We start from the raw sequence: 17,930 nt of genomic DNA on the forward strand, positions 1-17,930 counted from the left end.
GAGCATACTGACGTAGGAAAAGAAAGCTAGTACCTTTCTCTATTAAAAAAACGTCTCTATCTGAAACCTAGTCAAATATCGCTTCATATCTTCCACGTCCTCACCCACAAAACCGATATAACCGTCTGGACGAACGAGGTATAGCGCGCTTTCCTGCAATCCCGCAGCTTCCACGGAAGAGTCCCACTCATATGCATGCACAGGTATCGAGACAGAAGATAGTTCATCTCTCACCTGTTGTTTTACGGTTCCATAAACATGAATCTGCCAATCAAACGATTGCAACGCTTCATAATTATTGTGGTTTTGTACCCATGGCAGCCGATCGCCTCCTCGACGTTTTCCGGCTGTGCCTACACTCAGCATACTTTCATGATAATGAATGCGCGTTTGCGAGATCGTTTTGAATACGCCTTTACGTGTTGATGGGAATCGCAATAGAAATGGTAGAACATAAGGAAAGAAAAAGGTTCGTAACACTTTCCCTCTCCGATGCTGACCGATGATGTTTGTAAACGCACGGTCCGTCGTTGAAACGAGACTGTTCGCAAACGCACGGCGTTCCTGTTCATACGTCTCTAATAGATCACGTGACGCTTTTCCTTTTACCACGCTCGCTAGTTTCCAAGCTAGATTAACTGCATCTCCAATCCCTGTATTCATCCCTTGCCCTCCTGCTGGGCTATGAATATGAGCCGCATCACCTGCAAGGAACACCCTTCCTTCTCTAAATTTCTCACTGACTCGATGATGAACTTTATAAGTAGAAAACCAGTTTACTTGAGATACAGTAAGATCAAGCTTTTTCTGAACGACCGGGTAAATCTCCCAGAAGTCGATCGCACGAACGTCCTCCGGTACAATTCCGATCAGACGGATGATCCCCTTTTTTCTCACCGGCATAAAAACAAAAAAGCCGTTCGCTTCCATGTTCATATACATGTCACCTAGTACGAGAGAGTCACTCTCTGCTTCAACATCTGCGACAAAAAACTGCTGGTCATACGTTCCACCAGGAAAATCGGTTTCCATCCCGTGGCGAACCGTACTATGTGCGCCGTCACAGCCACAAATATAATCGAACTGACACTCCTCATGACCATCCTGTTTGAGAATAACTTTGACTCCGTCCTCCTGATTTGTGAACGAAACGAGCTCTGTATTCCACTCGATCTCAACTCCCGCATTCTCCAACTCTTTCACTAGCAATCTTTCATGAACATCTTGAGGCAGACTCAGCACATAAGGGAACGGGCTTAACGCGCCCCCTATGTCCTTAAGTTTCAGTTCCGCTTTGTCTTCCCCTCCATTTCTAATGTGAACAGCAGTAAGTGGAATCCCTTCTTTCACGAACTTATCAGAAACACCTAGCTGCTGGTAATGTTCGAGGATACGAGCTTGGGTTACTAAAGCACGCGATGTTTCACCTGGCCCTTTATTTTTCTCAATGATGCGAAACGGTACGCCAAGCTTGCTAAGGGTTAACGCCATCGCTAGACCAGTTGGCCCTGCTCCTACGATCAATACGGTTGCTTTCATCCTCCCAACTCCTCTTTAAAAAAGTTCCCCTTACACCAATTCTTGTTTTTGTACGGAAGCCCCTTCTTTCATCTCGACAGATGACCGTTTAAAACGTGAAGAAAAAAGGACAACGAGGCTTCCAACAGCAATCCAAACGAGCGCAGACGTAGGTTCATTCCATTCCAAGGCTTTATCAAAGTAAAATAAATCTCTCAAACCTTCTGTCATGAAGCGCATCGGCATCCACGGGTAAATCCAATCATGATAAAAAGAAGTCATAAATTCGGTTGGAATCGTTAAGAGTGGCGCTCCAAAGAATAGTAACAGCGCGAAGATTCCTATTCCTTTTATCCCAATCCACGATAACACTGCAGAGATCATCACAAAGAAGCTGAAGTAGACGAGCGATAAGAAGAAAGCCATATCTACAAAGTTCGGAATCGTTAAACCGACCATCACTTCAGCTAACCAGGTTAATCCAAAGCCTGCCGTTAGTGCGAGAACAAGACCTAGCACTAGCTGAATCCCTCTTGCTTTTAAATCTTGCTTACGCGAACGTTTCTGAAGAAAGAAGAACGTTAGCGCAGCACCCGCCATACAGGCCATCCAAAGAGGTTGAAACAGTGAAACAGGCGCATTACCGTTCGCACTATTTTCACCAACCTCATTTACCTGAATGTCTTGTTTTGTAATCGGTGTTGCGAGCTGTTCAGCCTGACTAGGTGAAAGGGTCATCCCTTGCTGTTCAAAACCAGTGATCACTTGCTTCCGAACGTTTTCGTTCAGGTTGGTAACCACTTGATCCAACATCGATTGTGCGACCATCGTCGCCATTCTGTTCATTCCTTCATTGGTATACACGTCTAACTGAGGTGAAGTAGGATTTGGTGACCGTAATGAACCTTGATTCATGCTAAAGGTTTCTGGAATAACCAATCCAGCATAGTAGTTTTGGTCATCGAACCCTTTCATCATTTCCTCAACGCTACTGAGTTCCACCAACTGAACTGGCGGTTCCTCCGCTGATGCTGCCATCTTTTGCATCGATTCTACGATGGTATTCCCTGCATTTAGTTTCCCCTGCTCGGGGATCTCTGCTCCCTCATCCAAATTCACGACGGCTACCGGTATGTTTTTCGGTGTCTGGTTAACAGATGGAATAAGTGTCAGCGAAAAAATAGCTAGAATAAGCAATACGATTACAGGTAAAACCACCCACATTTTGCGATCTGTCATGATCCTTCCCCCTTATCTATTTAATGAACACTTTGTTGATTAACGTTCACACTGTATATTATAATTTGTTTACAAGTGATTACAATGCACAATACTAGTCGAGATGAACAGTACTTAACACAACTGTAGAAAGTGTTGATTAAAAGGAAGCGAGGAAGCACCGATGGACAGAGATACGACCGATCGACGAATTCTACGTACAAAGCGGATGCTGCGTCAGGCTTTAACTGAGCTTATGGAAGAAAAGGGATTTGAAGCATTAACGGTAAGCAGTTTAACGGAAAGAGCGGACATCAATCGTGGTACTTTCTATATTCACTATCAAGATAAATATGACCTGTTGGATAAATGCGAGGATGAAATCCTGAAAGAGTTCGAACGAATTGTACGTGAAGGTTTCCCAACTCAGCAGAATGACTTTAGAAAGCTCGTTCAGACAGACCCCCTTCCACACATCCTCAAACTAGTAGAATACCTTAGTGATAACTCTGCCTTCTTAAAGACCATCTTAGGCCCAAAAGGTGATCCATCTTTTCAGGAGAAGCTGAAAAATCTCATGAAGAAGAACCTCACCGTGCTCATCGAACAACGGTTAAGCGACTCTCCTATTCCTACTGATTATTTGATCGCATACGTGAGTTCCGCCAATTTAGGCGTGATCCAGCACTGGCTGAAATCTGGGATGAACGAGTCGCCACGAGAAATTGCCCTTATCCTATCTCGTCTTACTATTCTCGGACCAGGGATCGAAGCTGGATTGAACTAGCCTATTCCATGCAAAACCCGCCACTCTTTTAAAGAATGGCGGGTTTCTGCCGTTATAGAAATTTCCCCATCAAAATATCATCAACATACTCGTTTGGACCGAGCTTCCCTTGCCTTACTCGTCTACCTTCTACAGTAAACCCAAACTTAGAGTATAAGTGAAAGGCTCTCGGATTGTTTGAAAATACTTCGAGAGATGCTTTTTCTACTTCGTTTTCTTTCGCCCAGTCCAATAGTTCCGTTAGTAATGAACTGCCGATGCCGTTATCCGAAAATTGTTCTTGTACACTCATTCCGAACATTCCTTGATGACAGAACTTTTTCCTAGTGGAACGACGAAAGTTAAGCATGCCTATGATTTCACTATTTACTTCCGCAACTAACACTAAACCGTTTGAATCGTGAGCGTTGATCCATTCTTCTTCTTCCTCAACCGTTGTCGTAAACTCTTCTAAAGTAGAACTTAAAAAGTGAGCGTTCTCGCTCAACACCTTTTTTGTATGCTCGATCAGTTGAACTGCGTCATTTTTGTGAGCTTTTCTGATTGTCACCGAATCTTTCATCGGGATCCACCTCACATTCATTTAAGAACAGCAAATCCATTACGCGCTTAAGAAACCCTTCTTGAACATCTCATACCATTCATGAAGCGCGTCTCCTTCTAACACGCCTAACGTTCGTAAAATATCTCTTGAAAATTCGACTGCGCCACTTCCATTAGCGGTGATCAAACCTCCGTCACTAACCGACTGTTTCTCTATGTAGTTCTCTTCACCTTTGTAGTGAGGTGCACTTTCTTTTAAATAAGGTAATGAATTGCCTGTATGCTTATAGTGATCGAGAAAGCCATGAATGCCGAGGAACGTAGTCGCATCACAGATTGCTGCAACAGGAATGTCGTTCTTAAAGCACGCTGCAACGAGCTCTTTTACCACTTGATTCTTTTCTTCTCTCCACCCTGTTCCACCAGGAATGATCACCATCGCTAAATCTGATGCAACCGAGTAGTCTTGTAAACTATAATCAGGAAGAACAGTGAACCCGCCCATCGATGTTTTAGGATCTTTGTCGATCGCAATCGATTGAACATAGTAGCCCGTACCTGACTTATTCAATTCTGGCGTGACGTAACTTGCTTCCCAATCAGCAAAACCATCCGTGAGCACAACTAATACTTTTTTCATTTCAAAACGCTCCCTTTTCCAAAAAATAGTGTAACACGCTACCCTTTGTAGCTCGTATCCCCTGTCTCAACTAATTCTTTTAGTCCTCTAAACATTAAATCCCATCCATGTTCTGTTGCGTCATGGTACTCAGATAGCGCTTTTTCCATATCAGCGTCTGTCCAACTTTCTTCTCGCTCAACGTGAATAAGCTGAGTAAACGTCATCTGTGCTCCGCTAACATTCTCAATAATCTCAACCTTGATCTTATCTTCTAACTCACTAAACTGCGGCATTTTGAATGTGAAGACCAATTGGTTTGGAGCGTTGAGTTCGAGGTACTCCCCTACCGCTCGGTAATCGACGCCCTCTCGATGGTCGATGATTTCCCAATTGCCTCCGACCTTCGGATCATTGTGGACGAGCTTGTTCGTTCCTTCTAACGTGAATAACCACTTTCTCATCATGTCTGGATTCACCCATGCTTCATAAACCGTTTCAGGCTTTTCCTTGAACGTTCTCTCCATGGTTAATGGTACCGTTGAGACATTATCCATCGTGTCATCTCCTTTACTATTCTAGATTCTTATCAGCGAACCACTTCTGTTCCAGCGATCCAGTCATAGAGATTCTTCCTTTTCTTATTCGTAAAAGGAAGAAGTAAACTTGAAGAGTCGTAGTCTATACCTTTATTCAGCAGCCTTGTCTTTCTCTTTTCTTTTATTTTTCTCTATCGTATAAGTTACGTAAATGAGGAAAACAAATCCGATTCCGCTCATGGTTAACGCGATAATATGATGTGCAGAACCTTCAAATGGAAAGAACATCGTAATAAAACTAATTCCGACGATCGCAAGTATTATCCAGTGTAAGTATTTACTTATGAGTTGCCTCATGATTGCCTCCTCTATATGAAATTCCCAATGCTCGGTTCATTCCTTATCATCAAAATGTAACAGAGCTAAACAGATCATTCCGATCGATAAGAACGTAATCGGACTGCTTGCTTTGATAGCCCCTTGCATCACTAAGCTAATCGTTGCGATCCCAATTCCTAACGGCGTGGTTCTTAATATCATTTTAATCCATTTCTTTAGCATTTCTGCCTCCAAACGTTTTAAAGAGTTTACCTTTTTCAATACCTTCCCTGTTATGCTGATGTTAGAAAAGTCCTCAGCTCACTTAACGATAATTCTCTATTCCAATGAACGTAATGACCACCTTTTACTGGATGATAGGTAATCGGAAGGTCATGCTGCTTTATTTTTCGTATGTATTGAGCGGTGCTTCTGCACTCTTTCTCGTTCATATCTTCAAACGTACCGTAAACTAAATAAGTCGGCACCTCTACCTTTTTAAGCAGGTTAGCAATATTCAAACCTTCATTACCAGTAAAACCACCGGCAGGGAGGAGGATTGCTGGTTCACCTTGCCCTACTTTTTCAACATAATAATCACGAATGAGATTGTCCTCCTTTAACTCTATGAAAACCTCCTTCTAACATAATTCCATATTGAATGAGACAAACCTCTCCATAACCCAAAATTATCCACCCATTCCAAATACGATTATTTCATTTAAAATGTAAAAGCAGTTCAGTTCGGAACAATACGCTCCAATCTGAACTGCTCATAGATACTATTTCAATAACGAACCAAAGATTATAGGTACAAAATAGTACACTATGATTACTGAAAAAATGATGCAACTAAGGTTCAACCAAATTCCTGTCATCGCCATTTTCCCCATCCTGATATACCCAGTCGCGAACACAATTGCGTTTGGTGGGGCTGCTACTGGGAACATAAATGCGAACGTTGCCCCCATACAAGCCGCAACCATTAAGATAATCGGATCTGTTCCAAGCGCCGCTGCACCCGCAGCAACGATCGGATACACCATCGTGGATGTCGCTGTATTCGACGTGAACTCTGTAAGTAACGTGATCACTGCGATGATCAAGCCTACCATGAGAAAGAATGGCACATCACTAAAGTTAACGAGTTGGTTCCCGATCCACTTATCTAGACCAGAACTTACGATACCCGCCGCTAGTGCAAGACCACCTCCAAATAGCCAGAGAATTCCCCAAGGCAACTTCAAAACCGTCTCCCAATCTAGGATACTGCCACTCTTGTTTTTAGCGGGGATCAAGAAAAGTAGAAATGCACCAAACAAAGCGATTAGCGTATCATCGATTCCTGGGATAAACTTCTGCAAGAAAAGACTTCTAGTAATCCATGCTAAAGCCGTAATGGAAAATACCGTCAACACAATCTTTTCTTCGTAACTCATCTTACCAAGCTCTTTTAGCTCTTTCTTAATGATGCTTCTTCCACCAGGAATATTCTTAACGTTCATCGGATAAGCGATCTTAACAAGATAGAGCCAAATCAAAGGAATGAGTAACACGACCATCGGAACGCCGAATAACATCCATCTTGCAAAGGAAATATCGATACCGTATAAATTATTAACTGTTGCTGCTAAGATCGTGTTTGCAGGAGCACCGATCAGTGTCCCAAACCCTCCGATCGTTGCTGCATACGCTGTTCCTAGCATGATCGCCGTTCCAAAAGGGAAGTTTCCAGGTGATGTATCTGTACCACTATTATCTTTGAAAGAATTCGCTACATGTTTTGTTACGGCTAAACTGATCGGTACCATCATCATCGTACTCGCAGTGTTTGAAATCCACATCGACAAAAATCCAGTAGCCGTCATAAAGCCAAGAATGATCATGTTTGGACTGCTTCCAATAAAAGCAATGATGGCTAGTGCAATTCGCTTATGAAGGTTCCATTTTTCCATCGTTAAGGCGATCATGAAACTTCCTGCAAACAAAAAGATTAGAGGATCTCCATATGAAGAAGAAACGTCGCCTGTTTCCATAACACCTGTAATCGGAAACAACAGTAGTGGAAGCAACGAAGTGATTGGGATCGGTAGTGCTTCAGTTACCCACCACGTCGCAATCCACGAAATTAAACCTAGCATTTGGACTGCCTCTCCGCTCATTCCTTCAGGACTTAGAAGTAAGGTGATCAAAAAATAAAGAAATGGTCCTAGAAAAAGTCCAACTCGCTGAGGAAACGTATACTTTCCTGGCTCAGGTGGTTTGTCACCCACTTCACCGTTCGATTCGTCGACATCTTGTTTCATCGCTGCACTGCCTGAACTCTTAATAAATGATAAAGACACCATACTCCGAAAGTCTTTCCTGATCTTATGATCCCATCGCCATAATTGCTGCCATACGGAATGTATGTACATTCACCTATCATCCTTCCTTCAGTTTGATAACGCTTTCATATTCGAATCATACTTTACGTATACATTAAAGTCAATGTTTTCTGATAATTTATTATAAAAGTGCTGTTTTGTATTATTTAATTGACATTTACGTATACGTTATTTAATATTTAGAATAGTTAATAAAATTCTACCCTAATAGGAGGAACGATGTATGGAAAATAAGAAACATTTTCGATTAGCTGTTATCCCTGGTGATGGAATTGGTCAAGAAGTTATCAGCGAAGGTCTTCGTGTGGTAGAACACCTCTCTAAGATGTCTAACAAGTTCACTTTTGAAAGCGATTACTTCCCTTGGGGATGTGAGTACTATTTAGAAGAAGGAAAGATGATGGCGGAAGATGGATTAGAACAAATTAAGAATCACGACGCGATTTACTTTGGTGCTGTCGGCTACCCTACTGTACCAGATCACATCAGTCTTTGGGGCCTGCGCCTAGCGATTTGTCAAGGATTCGATCAGTGGGCAAACATTCGACCAGTTGAATTCCTCCCTGGTGTTGAAGGCAAACTGAACCACCCTAATAAAGAAAAGTTAAACTGGATTCTAGTAAGAGAAAATACAGAAGGTGAATACTCAGGCGTTGGCGGACGCAACTTTACAGGTAGAGGTCCTGGGAAAGAAGTAGCCGTTCAATCCTCTGTCTTTACTGAAGAAGGCTGCGAGCGAATCATTCGCCACGCATTTGAACTGGCCATGAAACGGGATCGAAAGAAAGTAACAAGCGTTACGAAAAGCAATGCACAGCAGTACGGTATGGTCCTATGGGACGATGTGTTTAAGCGCGTAAGTAAGGAATATCCTGAGGTAGAAACCGATCAGTGGTTAGTCGATGCGATGGCAGCCCGCTTCGTCCTTCATCCAGAAGAACTAGAAGTGGTCGTTGCTTCGAACTTGCATGCAGATATTCTATCTGATCTTGGGAGTGCACTTGCTGGAAGTCTTGGTATCGCTCCAAGTGCGAACCTTCATCTCGATGGTCGTTTCCCAAGCATGTTTGAATCCGTACATGGATCCGCTCCTGATATCGCTGGACAAGGGATCGCAAACCCGATTGGAACAATCGGCAGTGCAGCATTGATGTTAGAACATTTAGGTTTAGCAGAAGAAGCGAACCTCATTAATGAAGCGATTCGCTCTACGACAAGAGACGGTATCCTAACAGCGGATATAGGTGGAACAAGTACAACAAGGGAAGTGACCGATTCAATTATCTCTCACCTTTCCAGCCTTTACGCAAAGGTTTAAATGTCTGAAGGATTTGGGAGGGACTGCCCTCCTTTTCTCTTCCTGTTATAATTGGTAGAAAGACCAAAGGTGACGTGATGCATAATGACAAATCAACATGTGATGAACACAGAAGGATCAATCGATATTGTAAAGGTCCAACAAGAATTAGAGCCGATCTTCTCAACTGTAACGGAACGAAAGCTTCCACAGCGCGCCTATCAAATTCTTAGATTAGCGATTAGGGAGCTCAAACTCTTACCTGGTAATACGATCTTGGAAAGAGAGATTGCTGAAGTTCTCGGCATGAGCCGTACTCCTGTCAGAGAAGCGCTAATTCGTCTTCAAGCTGAAGGGAAGGTGAACCTAATACCTAGAAAGGGCTTTGAAGTCGAACCGATTTCAGCGAAAGACTTGCGTGAAATCTATGAAGTTGTAGAGATGCTCGAAGGCTTAGCTGCTAAGCTCTCTACCGAAACGATCACTTCTGAAGAACTGAAAAAATTAGAGACTTTAATCGAACTTCAAGAAAAAGCAATCGATGAAAATAATCTTAGTGAATGGGCAAAGCTTGATAATCTTTTCCACTTTAACATTATTCAATATGCCCAAAACAAAAGGCTTTCAAGTGTGATTGAAGTTCACGATGATCAACTGTATCGCGCTAGATTAATCACAATAAACAATCGACCACTCCCCTACCAATCGATCATCGAGCATCGCGCAATCATCGCTTGTATGCGGGCAAACGATGGTGGGGCAGCACAAATGTCCATGCAATCTCACCGTCAACGTGCTAGAAATGAAATTTTAAAAGCTTTATAAATGATGCCCAGAAAGGAAAAGGTATATGAAATGTATCCTGGCTCCTGACTCTTTTAAAGGGAGTTTGTCTGCTTTAGAAGTAGCACAAAGTATGGAAAGAGGCATTAAAAAAGTCTTTCCAACAAGCGAAATCAAAACACTTCCTTTAGCTGACGGCGGCGAAGGAACAGTTGATTCGCTCGTAACGATTACAAACGGAAGATCTTTCAGGCATGAAGTCAATGGCCCCCTCGGTAAGAAAGTAAATGCAAAGTGGGGAATATTAGGAGATGGGAAGACCGCGGTCATCGAAATGGCGGAAGCTTCAGGAATAACACTGCTGTCAGAAGCTGAACTCAATCCACTGCGTACCTCCACATATGGAACAGGAGAACTGATTACAAATGCGCTCGATCATGGATGCAGTAAAATCATTTTAGGGATCGGAGGAAGTGCGACAAACGATGGAGGTGCTGGTATGGCCTCCGCTCTAGGGGTCACGTTCTTAGATAACAAAGGTACCCTTCTTCCTCCTGGCGGTCAGGCTCTCAAACACCTGCATACGATCGATGTTGAGAATTTAGATCCAAGAGTTCACGCTACAGAAATCATCGTCGCGTGCGATGTAACAAATCCGCTATGTGGACCAGAAGGCGCGTCAACCATCTTCGGTCCCCAAAAAGGTGCTACCCCTGAAATGGTAAAGGAACTTGATGAAAGCTTAGCGAACTATGGTCAGAAAATCGAGGTCTTCCTTCATAAGAAAATCATGGATGAAAAAGGCGCTGGCGCTGCCGGAGGTTTAGGCGGCGGACTAATGGCATTTCTTGATGCAACGCTACAGCCAGGCATCGATCTTATTCTAGATCTTATTCAGTTTGAAGATGAATTAACGAATGCGGACCTCGTTCTTGTCGGAGAAGGCAAAACCGATAACCAAACAGCTTATGGAAAAGCACCGATGGGAGTCGGGCTTAGAGCGAAAAAGCACGGCATACCAGTCTTCTGCATATCCGGCAGTCTGAGCGAAGGCTATACGGTATTAGAAGAACATGGAATAAACGCTTTTTTTAGTATCGCAAACTCCCCTGCCTCTCTGAAAGAATTGAGAGACAACGCAAGTGAGCTTGTAGAAGAAGCGGTTAAAAACGTGATGAGAGTATACAAAAGCAACGCTTCATAAAAAGGTCTTTCCTAATGGGAAGACCTTTCTTCGTTTTCATTCAAGATATGACGCTCTACAATTTCCTTCAATCGATGATTGTTTTCAGACGCCACATTTTCGGACAACCTCGCCCCAGCGATAATCGGCGCCCACTGAAACACCTCGTCCAAGGAGAAGCCGCTACGATCACATGCTAGTTTTACATATCGCTCAGCCCACTCCATAGAAAACCCCGCATACAACAAGTATGTTCGATACACATCCGCACGAGGATCACCTGCACTCGAATCCACCCAGTCGATGACGGTCACATCGTTATTCGATTGGATTAAATTAAATAAGTGGTAATCACCGTGACAAAGCTTATTCTCTACGTTCATCCGATCAAGTTTTCTAAGAAGCGCAAGCTTTTGTCGATCTTCTAACAACGAAGCTGATTGAATCTGTCGTTTTAATTTCTCATTCATAGGTTCAAGCGAATCCGTCGTAATGTCATGGACCCCGGACTGGATATCGATTGATAGCTTCATGTAGTCTTCCGCTTTCTCCATATTTTCAAGAGCAAGATCACCAAGCGTTTTGCCTTTGATGTACGCCATGACGATCGCCTGTTTTCCATTGACCTTCGTTACGTCGTAAATTTTCGGGACAGGTAGACCACAAGCATATGCGTGCTTTTGTTTATCTGCTTCAGTGACAGCTTCAGAACTTGGTAAATGCTCCTTAAACACTTTGATCACGCGATCATCCTGCAGATAGATGGTCGCAGTATTTCCTTCTGCGATCTGAACAGCTTCCTTCACTCACGCCACTCCTTTAAATCACGGGAACTACACGTTCATTCGCCGTGCCAATATGTAAGAAATTTGAATCTATTACTACTATAGCAATCTTTTAAGAAAGGACTGAGTAGTATGAGCTTATTCGAGCAACAGCCTTGCGGAATACCTTCACACAAGAAATGTACGAGCAGCATCTGTAAGAGGTTAAGCAGGCTCCAACCAGGTACATCTGTCGCATTAAGAGTGTCTGGCGTCAGAGTACCTGGAAGTGGCACGTTGATTTTACAAAGCTTCGACCATACCGACTGCTGTGCAACATTTGATGCCGGTGGCGGCGCGAGTCCCTTTGTTATCGACTGTCACCGTATCGATGGGTTTACGATCAATGCCTAATCACCCTCAAGTAGAGGGTGTTTTTCACTTAGATCTCTAAAAGAAAAAATTGCCGGCGCTTAGTATCGCAGCAAAAATGGCTAAGCTCATCGCAACTTTATAAATCGTCTTCTCCCTTTCTTCCTTCTTCTTATCAAAAGAGATGTTGGCCATTGAGAATGCGATTGTAATACTTAATAAAAGTGGAAAAAGTTCTGACTGTCTCGTGAACCCAGCCCAAACCATCGCACTCATGGACACTAAGGTTAAAATGATTAACGTTACTCTTAATTTCATTGTGTATACTCCTTATGTAATTGTGTTGTACGCACTCCTACCAATTATTTCAAAATGAGCAGACGAACTCAATACTTTATTCCATGAAAAAAGGAGCCTACTAAAAGTAAGCTCCTTTGCTCATTATTGCATTTTCCTAGTAAGCACCTTCTGAATAGGTTAGCTCATAGCTATGTGTATAGATCTCAAAAATGTTACCGAATGGATCTTCTACATACACCATTTTAAATGGTTTTTCACCAGGGTAGTATTCACGGATCGGCATGCGCTGTTTACCACCGTGTGCTTTGATCTTCTCAACCATTCCTTCAATATCAGGATCCTGAATACAGAAATGGAAGATACCTGTTTTCCAATACTCGAAGTTGTTTTCAGGCTGTTCGTTCTCTAGGAATTCAAATAGTTCGACACCGATCTTATCGCCCGTTGAAAGGTGAGCGATTCGGAATTTCTCCCAGTCGTTACCGAACACATCACGGCACATTTGGCCGATCGGTGTATCGTCATTTTCTACATCGGAAGGCTCCATAATGACGTACCAACCGAATACTTCTGTATAAAATTTAACCGCGTCTTCAACGTTTGGGACAGATAGTCCAATATGAGAAAAGTTTCTTGGATATGTTACCATAGTAGTAATTCCTCCTTAGAAATTGTAATTTAATTGATTACAGAACACATTATATAATGAGTTTTTATACATGAGAAGAACGCACTTTTATGTGAGACACTAACCTAAAAGTAAGTAAAGGACTGAAAAAAGATGGACGCACCGATCAATCAAGATGGAAAACTAAACTGTTCGATCGAATACACATTGAAGAAAATCGGCGGGAAATGGAAAACGGTCATTCTCTGGCACCTCGGAGTCGATGGGAATTTTAGATATAACGAGTTACGCAGGTTATTACCAGGCGTTACGCATAAAGTCCTCAGTGAGCAGTTAAAAGAATTAGAAGATGACGGGTTCATCGACCGGAAACAGTTCAACACAATCCCGCCAAAAGTGGAATACTCGATGACGGAAAAAGGAAAAACGATTTTGCCCATTCTCGAACAAATGCACAAATGGGGAACCGAACAGATGGACAATCAATAGATTTTCCTAAACAAACGGTTTTATGCGAAAAAGAGCGCCATTCTCGATCGAGAATGGCGCTCATTTGACTTTACTGAACTTCTTTCAACAACTCGTACGCTTCTTCATCAGATTTCACTTCAAGCAGCTTCTCTCGATACTCATCATCCATAAGTTTCCTTGAAAGCATCTGAAGAATCTTTAAGTGTGCGTCTCCTTCGCTCTCTTTCGGTACCGCGATCATGAAGATCAGTCTCGCTTCTGTACCGTCAAGGCTGTTCCAATCGATGCCATCGCGCTTGATTCCAAACACGACCCGAGGTTCGCGTACAGCCGTCGACTTCCCATGAGGAATGGCGATGTTCATGCCGATTCCAGTTGAGCTTTCATTTTCTCTCGCAATGATCGCTTCCTTAAAGTTCTCTTTTGAATCGAGCACATCTTCCATTTCAAGCATGTCGATCATTTCATCGATCACGTCGTCTCTCTTAGATCCTTTTAACGAAATGTTCACCAATCGTTCGTTCGTAATGTCTGTTAGTTTCGTTACCTCTGTGACCCTTGATACCGTCTGTTCCTCTGCTGGTGCCGCTTCGGCCTGTACATCAGTGCCTGCGACTTCCATCGCAGCTACGTCTTTTTTCAATGTGTTAACAAGAAGCGCAGTCACGAGTGCACCTGCAATAACTGCCACGAAGAACATGAGCACATTATCCACAGCACCTAAAACTGCTACGATCGGTCCACCGTGTGCGACTCGGTCTCCGACGTTCCCCATCATTGCGATGACAGAACCTGTAATCGAACCTACCATAATACTCGGGATAACGCGGAGTGGATCTTGAGCTGCGAACGGAATTGCACCTTCCGTGATTCCGAATAGCCCCATCGTAAACGACGCTTTTCCAGTTTCAATCTCAGCTTCTTGATACTTCCGTTTCTTAAGAAATGTTGCTAAGCCCATTCCGATCGGTGGAATACAGATCGCAGCTGCGATCGGCCCCATGATCTCATAGTTTCCTTCTCCGATCATGGCAGCTCCGAATAAGAACGCAACCTTGTTTACTGGGCCACCCATATCGAAGGAAATCATCGCCCCAAGGATGACCGCAAGAAGGATTGAACTCGTTCCCTGCATGCCTGCAAGCCAGTTCGTTAACGTTTCAAATACCTGTGCGACAGGCGCACCGATGATAAAGACAAATGCGAGTCCAACGATCAGTGATGCGAGAACCGGGATAATGATGATCGGCATGATCGGCTGAACAGATTTTGGAACCTTGATCTTCTTAATCGCAAGTGCAACGTATCCTGCCAAGAAACCAGCGATAATCCCGCCGATGAACCCAGCTCCGGCTTCACTTCCATAAAAGCTGCCGTTTGCTGCGATGAACCCTCCGATCACACCAGGTGCGAGTCCAGGACGATCCGCGATACTGTAGGCAATGAATCCGGCAAGAATCGGGATCATGAACGTGAACGACGCTCCGCCTAGCTGTTCGATCGTCTTCCAGAAGGAACCTTCTGGAATCACTAGACCGTTCTCTGTTGGCTCTCCGCCGATCGTTAGTGCAATCGCAATCAATAGCCCTCCGACCACAATAAACGGGATCATATACGAAACGCCGTTCATAAGGTGTTTGTAGATCGGATTTTCTTTTCCTTTCTTATCATCCTTCGCCGTTTCTGCTTCACTGCTGCGAAATTCAGGTACGTCACCGTTTTGATGCTTTTTTATCAACCCTTCAGGATTACGAATTCCTTCTTGAACACCAACGCTAAGTACCTTTTTACCGTGAAAGCGATCTTTCACTACCGTTTTATCGGCTGCAATGATGATGCCATCGGCTTCTTGAATGTCTTTCTCTGTAAACTCGTTCTCAACGCCGATGGATCCTTGCGTTTCTACCTTTAGCTCGACGCCTAATTTCTCTGCAGCTTTTTGTAAATTCTCAGCTGCCATATACGTATGAGCGATCCCGTTCGGACAGGATGTAATCGCTAACAACTTCATGTGCTTCCCCCTCTTTCTTTGATATCGCTTACACATATCGTATCTTATAAAGAATAGGGAAAAAGAAAGAAAGTTTACCGGAACTTCCGGAAATATGACTATTTATTGTGATGAACGGTTTCCACCAAGAATGTCGATTACGGATTCAGGGTCACTCTTACTCACAATTTTCCTAAGCAAATGCGGGTTTTCACTCAGAGAGGAGATCTCCCTAAACAGTGCTCTCGTAGCCTCACTATTATCGTTCTTTACCGCTAATAGAAAGACGAGGCTCACGTTTTCTTTCTCCCATTCGATAGGCTCTTTCATGATTCCTACCGCAATCGCTGACTTATGAATAAGCTTAGGATCACCATGTGGAATCGCAATACCAGACCCGATGCTTGTGGATGAAGCTCGCTCTCTTTCCAGCGCACGCGTCGCATACTCCTTCGCCACATTCCCGCTCCGAGAGAGTGCGTTCGACAGTTCTTCAATAACGGCGAATTGATGAACAGGTTCTTCATAAATAAACACAAATTCAGGCTTTACATAGTCTGTAAATATCGCGCTGCTTTGATCGATATCCTGAATAAATGCCTCTAGTTTACTTTCTTCTTCGATGTTCAGTAACGGCGAAATCACGATCGATGGAACAGCCTGTACGGTCTTAAGCTCGACCGTTGAGATAACGAGATCGACTTCTTCTTTTTTCAAAAATGAAGGAAGTTCTACCTGGGAAATACAGTCCAAAATCGTAAGCGATGCGAACTTCCGCTCAAGCTTTGTTCGTAAAAGCTGGGACATTCCTACACCGAGATGACACACGATGACGGCTCTTTTTTGCTTTCCTCTATTTGAATGAAGCCGTTCAACAGCCGCTTCAAAATGAAGCGTTAAATAGGCGACTTCATCTTCTGGAATCATCACCCCATGCTTTTCACTAAATTCTGTAGAAAGTCCGATGAGAAGATCGAATAAATACGGATACATCTGCTTAATTTCTTGAAGCATCGGATTTGTGACAGACAGGCCGTATGTAATCCGGTTAAGAGCAGCATACAAATGAACGCGCAGTCCTTCTAGCAAAGCGTCGTCATCATAAAAAGAAAGAGACGTCAGTTCCGACATCCTACGAACAAGGTCTGTTGCGATGGGATCGATTTCTAGCTCATCTTCCTTCATACCTCGTCGTTTCGCACCGATAAAATGAAGCGCGAGATAGGCGATTTCTTCTTGTGGAAAATGCACAACAAACACAAACTCAAGCTTCTTTAACAGGCTTTTCGCCCACTGATATTCCGCAGTTGACGTCACTCTCTCAACATCTTCTTCACGAAGTGTAACCACGTGTCTTTGCTTCACCCGTTTGATCGTAAACAACGTATGCATGAGAAGATTTTCATACGCTTCATCTGTATACGAAATATCATGCTCGGCTTGATGCGTGCGTAATTCAGTTTCGACGAGACTGATTTCATAAGGTGAAAACTGCTTTTTAAAGAAGGATTGTACAAGAGTGTCATCATGTACAAACTCCCGTAAACGAGCGAGTGCCCTCCTTTTTGCCATCTCCTCTCCATCTACCAACACACCAACTTTTTGCTTAAAATGAAGGACAAGTTCAAACTCTTCTAACCAGGTGCGGATATCCTCAAGGTCTTTTCGGATAACGAGTCGATTCACGTAATAGCGCTCTGAAAGACCCTGAATTGAAACTGGATCCTTCGTCATCAGCAGCTCATAGAAGATTTCAACTTTTCGCTGCCGTTCGATGACTTCTTCTTTCTTCGTATCTACTGAGCTGAACGTTTGATAAAGCCTCGAACGTTCGTATTCACCCACCTGTATGTAAACCCCTAGCCCCGGCTTCTTAACAAGCTCACCGTTCGTTTCGTTCTCTACGTATTCTTTTATCGTCCCAAGGTCGTTCCGGACAGTCTTCTCAGAACAAGAAAGATGATCCGCAAGTTTGCTCACTCGTTCTGTTTCTTTGCTTTCTAGTAACATAAGCAACAGTTTCTGTTGTCTACGATTCATGCTATCCACCTACTTCATTGCTTTCCTAAATATAGGTAGTATATCAAAAGTATTGGTTCAAAAGGAATAGAAAGATGAGCCTTACTGATGAATGAAGTTGAGGTTGTAGTGTTGTAATTGCACTACTTCTAATAGATGAAAGGAATTTTATGTAAATAGGAGAAGTAGTAGAC

General features: G+C 43.2%; 20 protein-coding genes. 6 read left to right on the plus strand and 14 right to left on the minus strand.

Annotated features, from left to right (window positions below):
- Positions 1-42 precede the first annotated feature (42 nt).
- Complete coding sequence (locus ACXAEY_RS14955) at positions 43-1,539, minus strand: FAD-dependent oxidoreductase (protein WP_474812942.1); 1,497 nt, start codon at positions 1,537-1,539, stop codon at positions 43-45.
- A 30-nt stretch (positions 1,540-1,569) separates the two neighbouring features.
- Positions 1,570-2,757, minus strand: coding sequence for a YhgE/Pip domain-containing protein (locus tag ACXAEY_RS14960; protein ID WP_474812944.1), 1,188 nt, complete (start codon positions 2,755-2,757; stop codon positions 1,570-1,572).
- Between the two features lie 163 nt (positions 2,758-2,920).
- On the opposite strand from ACXAEY_RS14960, the gene ACXAEY_RS14965 reads away from it, so the two are divergent.
- A complete protein-coding gene (locus tag ACXAEY_RS14965; protein WP_474812946.1) occupies positions 2,921-3,523 on the plus strand; it encodes a TetR/AcrR family transcriptional regulator in 603 nt (200 codons plus the stop codon).
- Between the two features lie 52 nt (positions 3,524-3,575).
- On the opposite strand, the gene ACXAEY_RS14970 is transcribed toward ACXAEY_RS14965, so the two are convergent.
- The 7 genes from ACXAEY_RS14970 to ACXAEY_RS15000 all read right to left on the minus strand — a co-directional run bounded on the left by ACXAEY_RS14970 (position 3,576) and on the right by ACXAEY_RS15000 (position 7,959).
- On the minus strand, positions 3,576-4,085 hold the full coding sequence (locus ACXAEY_RS14970; protein WP_474812947.1) for an N-acetyltransferase family protein: 510 nt from the start codon (positions 4,083-4,085) through the stop codon (positions 3,576-3,578).
- A 39-nt stretch (positions 4,086-4,124) separates the two neighbouring features.
- Complete coding sequence (locus ACXAEY_RS14975; protein WP_474812949.1) at positions 4,125-4,706, minus strand: type 1 glutamine amidotransferase family protein; 582 nt, start codon at positions 4,704-4,706, stop codon at positions 4,125-4,127.
- A gap of 38 nt (positions 4,707-4,744) precedes the next feature.
- The gene (locus tag ACXAEY_RS14980) at positions 4,745-5,242 is read right to left on the minus strand and encodes an SRPBCC family protein (RefSeq protein WP_474812951.1); all 498 of its coding nucleotides are present in this window, start codon (positions 5,240-5,242) and stop codon (positions 4,745-4,747) included.
- Positions 5,243-5,374: 132 nt separating this feature from the next.
- Positions 5,375-5,581: a hypothetical protein gene (locus tag ACXAEY_RS14985; RefSeq protein ID WP_474812952.1), complete on the minus strand. Its 207-nt coding sequence runs from the start codon at positions 5,579-5,581 to the stop codon at positions 5,375-5,377.
- 36 nt (positions 5,582-5,617) lie between these two features.
- Positions 5,618-5,785 carry a hypothetical protein gene (locus ACXAEY_RS14990; RefSeq protein ID WP_270181235.1) on the minus strand — a complete coding sequence of 56 codons (168 nt, stop codon included), beginning with the start codon at positions 5,783-5,785 and terminating at the stop codon, positions 5,618-5,620.
- A 50-nt stretch (positions 5,786-5,835) separates the two neighbouring features.
- Positions 5,836-6,063 (minus strand): hypothetical protein, encoded by a 228-nt coding sequence (locus tag ACXAEY_RS14995; RefSeq protein WP_474812954.1) that lies wholly within the window; start codon positions 6,061-6,063, stop codon positions 5,836-5,838.
- Positions 6,064-6,324: 261 nt separating this feature from the next.
- Positions 6,325-7,959 (minus strand): SLC13 family permease, encoded by a 1,635-nt coding sequence (locus tag ACXAEY_RS15000; protein ID WP_474812956.1) that lies wholly within the window; start codon positions 7,957-7,959, stop codon positions 6,325-6,327.
- Positions 7,960-8,152: 193 nt separating this feature from the next.
- Here ACXAEY_RS15000 and ACXAEY_RS15005 point away from each other — a divergent pair, with 193 nt between their 5' ends.
- The 3 genes from ACXAEY_RS15005 to ACXAEY_RS15015 all read left to right on the plus strand — a co-directional run bounded on the left by ACXAEY_RS15005 (position 8,153) and on the right by ACXAEY_RS15015 (position 11,213).
- A complete protein-coding gene (locus ACXAEY_RS15005) occupies positions 8,153-9,247 on the plus strand; it encodes a tartrate dehydrogenase (RefSeq protein ID WP_474812958.1) in 1,095 nt (364 codons plus the stop codon).
- Positions 9,248-9,331: 84 nt separating this feature from the next.
- Positions 9,332-10,051, plus strand: coding sequence for a GntR family transcriptional regulator (locus ACXAEY_RS15010; protein WP_474812961.1), 720 nt, complete (start codon positions 9,332-9,334; stop codon positions 10,049-10,051).
- Between the two features lie 25 nt (positions 10,052-10,076).
- Entirely contained in the window at positions 10,077-11,213 is a 1,137-nt protein-coding gene (locus tag ACXAEY_RS15015) for a glycerate kinase (RefSeq protein WP_474812962.1), read from the plus strand.
- Positions 11,214-11,224: 11 nt separating this feature from the next.
- On the opposite strand, the gene ACXAEY_RS15020 is transcribed toward ACXAEY_RS15015, so the two are convergent.
- Complete coding sequence (locus tag ACXAEY_RS15020) at positions 11,225-11,998, minus strand: phosphotransferase family protein (RefSeq protein ID WP_474812964.1); 774 nt, start codon at positions 11,996-11,998, stop codon at positions 11,225-11,227.
- Between the two features lie 111 nt (positions 11,999-12,109).
- Between ACXAEY_RS15020 and ACXAEY_RS15025 the strand changes: the two genes are divergently transcribed.
- Positions 12,110-12,370: a hypothetical protein gene (locus ACXAEY_RS15025; protein WP_270181233.1), complete on the plus strand. Its 261-nt coding sequence runs from the start codon at positions 12,110-12,112 to the stop codon at positions 12,368-12,370.
- A 36-nt stretch (positions 12,371-12,406) separates the two neighbouring features.
- Here ACXAEY_RS15025 and ACXAEY_RS15030 read toward each other — a convergent pair whose 3' ends face one another.
- Complete coding sequence (locus ACXAEY_RS15030) at positions 12,407-12,646, minus strand: hypothetical protein (RefSeq protein ID WP_270181232.1); 240 nt, start codon at positions 12,644-12,646, stop codon at positions 12,407-12,409.
- 136 nt (positions 12,647-12,782) lie between these two features.
- Positions 12,783-13,277, minus strand: coding sequence for a lactoylglutathione lyase family protein (locus ACXAEY_RS15035; protein WP_474812966.1), 495 nt, complete (start codon positions 13,275-13,277; stop codon positions 12,783-12,785).
- A gap of 132 nt (positions 13,278-13,409) precedes the next feature.
- Here ACXAEY_RS15035 and ACXAEY_RS15040 point away from each other — a divergent pair, with 132 nt between their 5' ends.
- Positions 13,410-13,745 (plus strand): winged helix-turn-helix transcriptional regulator, encoded by a 336-nt coding sequence (locus ACXAEY_RS15040; RefSeq protein ID WP_474812968.1) that lies wholly within the window; start codon positions 13,410-13,412, stop codon positions 13,743-13,745.
- Positions 13,746-13,815: 70 nt separating this feature from the next.
- Here the strand turns inward: ACXAEY_RS15040 and ACXAEY_RS15045 are convergent, their stop codons facing one another.
- On the minus strand, positions 13,816-15,738 hold the full coding sequence (locus ACXAEY_RS15045; protein WP_474812970.1) for a fructose-specific PTS transporter subunit EIIC: 1,923 nt from the start codon (positions 15,736-15,738) through the stop codon (positions 13,816-13,818).
- Between the two features lie 102 nt (positions 15,739-15,840).
- Positions 15,841-17,757, minus strand: a complete 1,917-nt coding sequence (locus tag ACXAEY_RS15050) for a BglG family transcription antiterminator (protein WP_474812971.1) — start codon at positions 17,755-17,757, stop codon at positions 15,841-15,843.
- Positions 17,758-17,930: the final 173 nt, after the last annotated feature.

Source organism: Anaerobacillus sp. ABA4_114, assembly GCF_056159065.1.

Excerpts from the sequence above, each read along its gene's own strand:
- ACXAEY_RS14955 (WP_474812942.1), bottom strand. The coding sequence starts at position 1,539 with ATGAAAGCAACCGTATTGATCGTAGGAGCAGGGCCAACTGGTCTAGCG.
- ACXAEY_RS14960 (WP_474812944.1), bottom strand. The coding sequence starts at position 2,757 with ATGACAGATCGCAAAATGTGGGTGGTTTTACCTGTAATCGTATTGCTT.
- ACXAEY_RS14965 (WP_474812946.1), top strand. The coding sequence starts at position 2,921 with ATGGACAGAGATACGACCGATCGACGAATTCTACGTACAAAGCGGATG.
- ACXAEY_RS14970 (WP_474812947.1), bottom strand. The coding sequence starts at position 4,085 with ATGAAAGATTCGGTGACAATCAGAAAAGCTCACAAAAATGACGCAGTT.
- ACXAEY_RS14975 (WP_474812949.1), bottom strand. The coding sequence starts at position 4,706 with ATGAAAAAAGTATTAGTTGTGCTCACGGATGGTTTTGCTGATTGGGAA.
- ACXAEY_RS14980 (WP_474812951.1), bottom strand. The coding sequence starts at position 5,242 with ATGGATAATGTCTCAACGGTACCATTAACCATGGAGAGAACGTTCAAG.
- ACXAEY_RS14985 (WP_474812952.1), bottom strand. The coding sequence starts at position 5,581 with ATGAGGCAACTCATAAGTAAATACTTACACTGGATAATACTTGCGATC.
- ACXAEY_RS14990 (WP_270181235.1), bottom strand. The coding sequence starts at position 5,785 with ATGCTAAAGAAATGGATTAAAATGATATTAAGAACCACGCCGTTAGGA.
- ACXAEY_RS15000 (WP_474812956.1), bottom strand. The coding sequence starts at position 7,959 with ATGTACATACATTCCGTATGGCAGCAATTATGGCGATGGGATCATAAG.
- ACXAEY_RS15005 (WP_474812958.1), top strand. The coding sequence starts at position 8,153 with ATGGAAAATAAGAAACATTTTCGATTAGCTGTTATCCCTGGTGATGGA.
- ACXAEY_RS15010 (WP_474812961.1), top strand. The coding sequence starts at position 9,332 with ATGACAAATCAACATGTGATGAACACAGAAGGATCAATCGATATTGTA.
- ACXAEY_RS15015 (WP_474812962.1), top strand. The coding sequence starts at position 10,077 with ATGAAATGTATCCTGGCTCCTGACTCTTTTAAAGGGAGTTTGTCTGCT.
- ACXAEY_RS15025 (WP_270181233.1), top strand. The coding sequence starts at position 12,110 with ATGAGCTTATTCGAGCAACAGCCTTGCGGAATACCTTCACACAAGAAA.
- ACXAEY_RS15030 (WP_270181232.1), bottom strand. The coding sequence starts at position 12,646 with ATGAAATTAAGAGTAACGTTAATCATTTTAACCTTAGTGTCCATGAGT.
- ACXAEY_RS15035 (WP_474812966.1), bottom strand. The coding sequence starts at position 13,277 with ATGGTAACATATCCAAGAAACTTTTCTCATATTGGACTATCTGTCCCA.
- ACXAEY_RS15040 (WP_474812968.1), top strand. The coding sequence starts at position 13,410 with ATGGACGCACCGATCAATCAAGATGGAAAACTAAACTGTTCGATCGAA.
- ACXAEY_RS15045 (WP_474812970.1), bottom strand. The coding sequence starts at position 15,738 with ATGAAGTTGTTAGCGATTACATCCTGTCCGAACGGGATCGCTCATACG.
- ACXAEY_RS15050 (WP_474812971.1), bottom strand. The coding sequence starts at position 17,757 with ATGAATCGTAGACAACAGAAACTGTTGCTTATGTTACTAGAAAGCAAA.